The 1,354-nt window shown below is 43.1% G+C and carries 1 protein-coding gene; it reads left to right on the top strand.

Annotated elements, in window-relative coordinates; all coding sequences use genetic code 11:
- Nucleotides 1-168 precede the first annotated feature (168 nt).
- Nucleotides 169-1,347 (top strand): site-specific integrase, encoded by a 1,179-nt coding sequence (locus tag RTU96_RS14700; RefSeq protein ID WP_312637399.1) that lies wholly within the window; start codon nucleotides 169-171, stop codon nucleotides 1,345-1,347.
- The last annotated feature ends 7 nt before the right edge of the window (nucleotides 1,348-1,354 follow it).

The raw sequence follows: 1,354 nt of genomic DNA, 5'->3' as shown, positions 1-1,354 counted from the left end.
ATTATATACCCCTTGTATTTGCTTGTCAATCAAACACCATTTTTTTATAGGAAAGCATTTGCGCAAGCATTTCTGGCACAATCATGGGAATTTTTCCATGTGTACTAAAAAATAAGCCGTCAATCTTAGCGTCACTCATCAAGGTTTACAGAGGAGGATTTATACACGATGGCACGAAAAGGAGAAAATATTTATAAGCGCAAGGATGGCCGTTGGGAAGGCCGCGTGATTCAACCAGATGGAAAATACCGCTCTTTTTATGCAAAAACATACCGCGATGTCCGGGCTAAAATGAAGTGTCAAAAAGGGGAGAGGGACACTGTGAAATCTACTCCTGCCACCCCCTGCGACAATGCCGCAATTTTATTTGAAAATTGGCTGAAAGGGGACCTTTATAGCCGTTTAAAACCATCGACCTATGAAAGCTACTTTCGCTGCACGCAAAAATATATACTTCCGCATTTTAAAAAACCGGAAAACACGCAGTTGTCAGAGCAATCCATTGTGCGATTTTTAAAAGCGGTAAATGAAAAAACAGCTCTTTCTGAAATATACCGTAAAAAGATTTTATCTATCTTCAAAACTTCTTTGCGGGACATTTCCCAAAGCCAGACGCAATTTGCCTGTTTGCTCCAATATGTAGCTTTGCCAAAGACAAGCACATGCCAAAAAGAAATCCCCGTTTTTTCAGTAAAGGAACAGCGTTCCATTGAACAGGCAGTCCATTGCTCCAAAGATAAACGGACCTTTGGCCTAATGCTCTGTTTTTATACAGGAATCCGCATAGGGGAGCTATGTGCGCTCAAGTGGGACGACTTTGATTTGGAGGCTGGCGTGATGTCTGTTTCCAGAACGGTATCACGCATTCAAAATTTTAAAGGCGGCGGAGAAAAAACATATCTCCATGTGGGGTCGCCCAAGAGTAAAGCCTCTTTACGCAAAATACCCTTGCCCTCCTTTTTGCTTGAACTGGCAAGAGCGCGGGATCCGGCTTCTATGAATGAAAACAACTACATTCTCTCGGATAAGCCCGAACCCTGTGACCCTCGTATTTATCAGCGCATTTACAAGCGGGTTTTGAAAGACGCCGGTATTCGGGATCGAAAATTCCATGCAATCCGCCATACCTTTGCCACAAGGGCCCTTGAAATTGGGGTTGATATTAAAACCCTCAGCGAGATATTGGGGCATTCCAGCGTTGGTATTACTCTAAACATCTACGCCCACTCGTTGATGGAGCAAAAAAAGATTGCCATTGAAAAGTTTAATGAAATGCACATTGTGCACATGTGTATTGCGGAATGTGCCGTCAATTCTCTGGTCACTCCTGCCAAAAGTGCTTTGTAATTCAGGG

It is taken from the genome of Oscillibacter sp. (assembly GCF_032018205.1).
Taxonomy (GTDB): Bacteria; Bacillota; Clostridia; order Oscillospirales; family Oscillospiraceae; genus Oscillibacter.
Note: the sequence above shows the minus strand (reverse complement) of the source record. Positions and strands in the feature narration are given on the sequence as shown.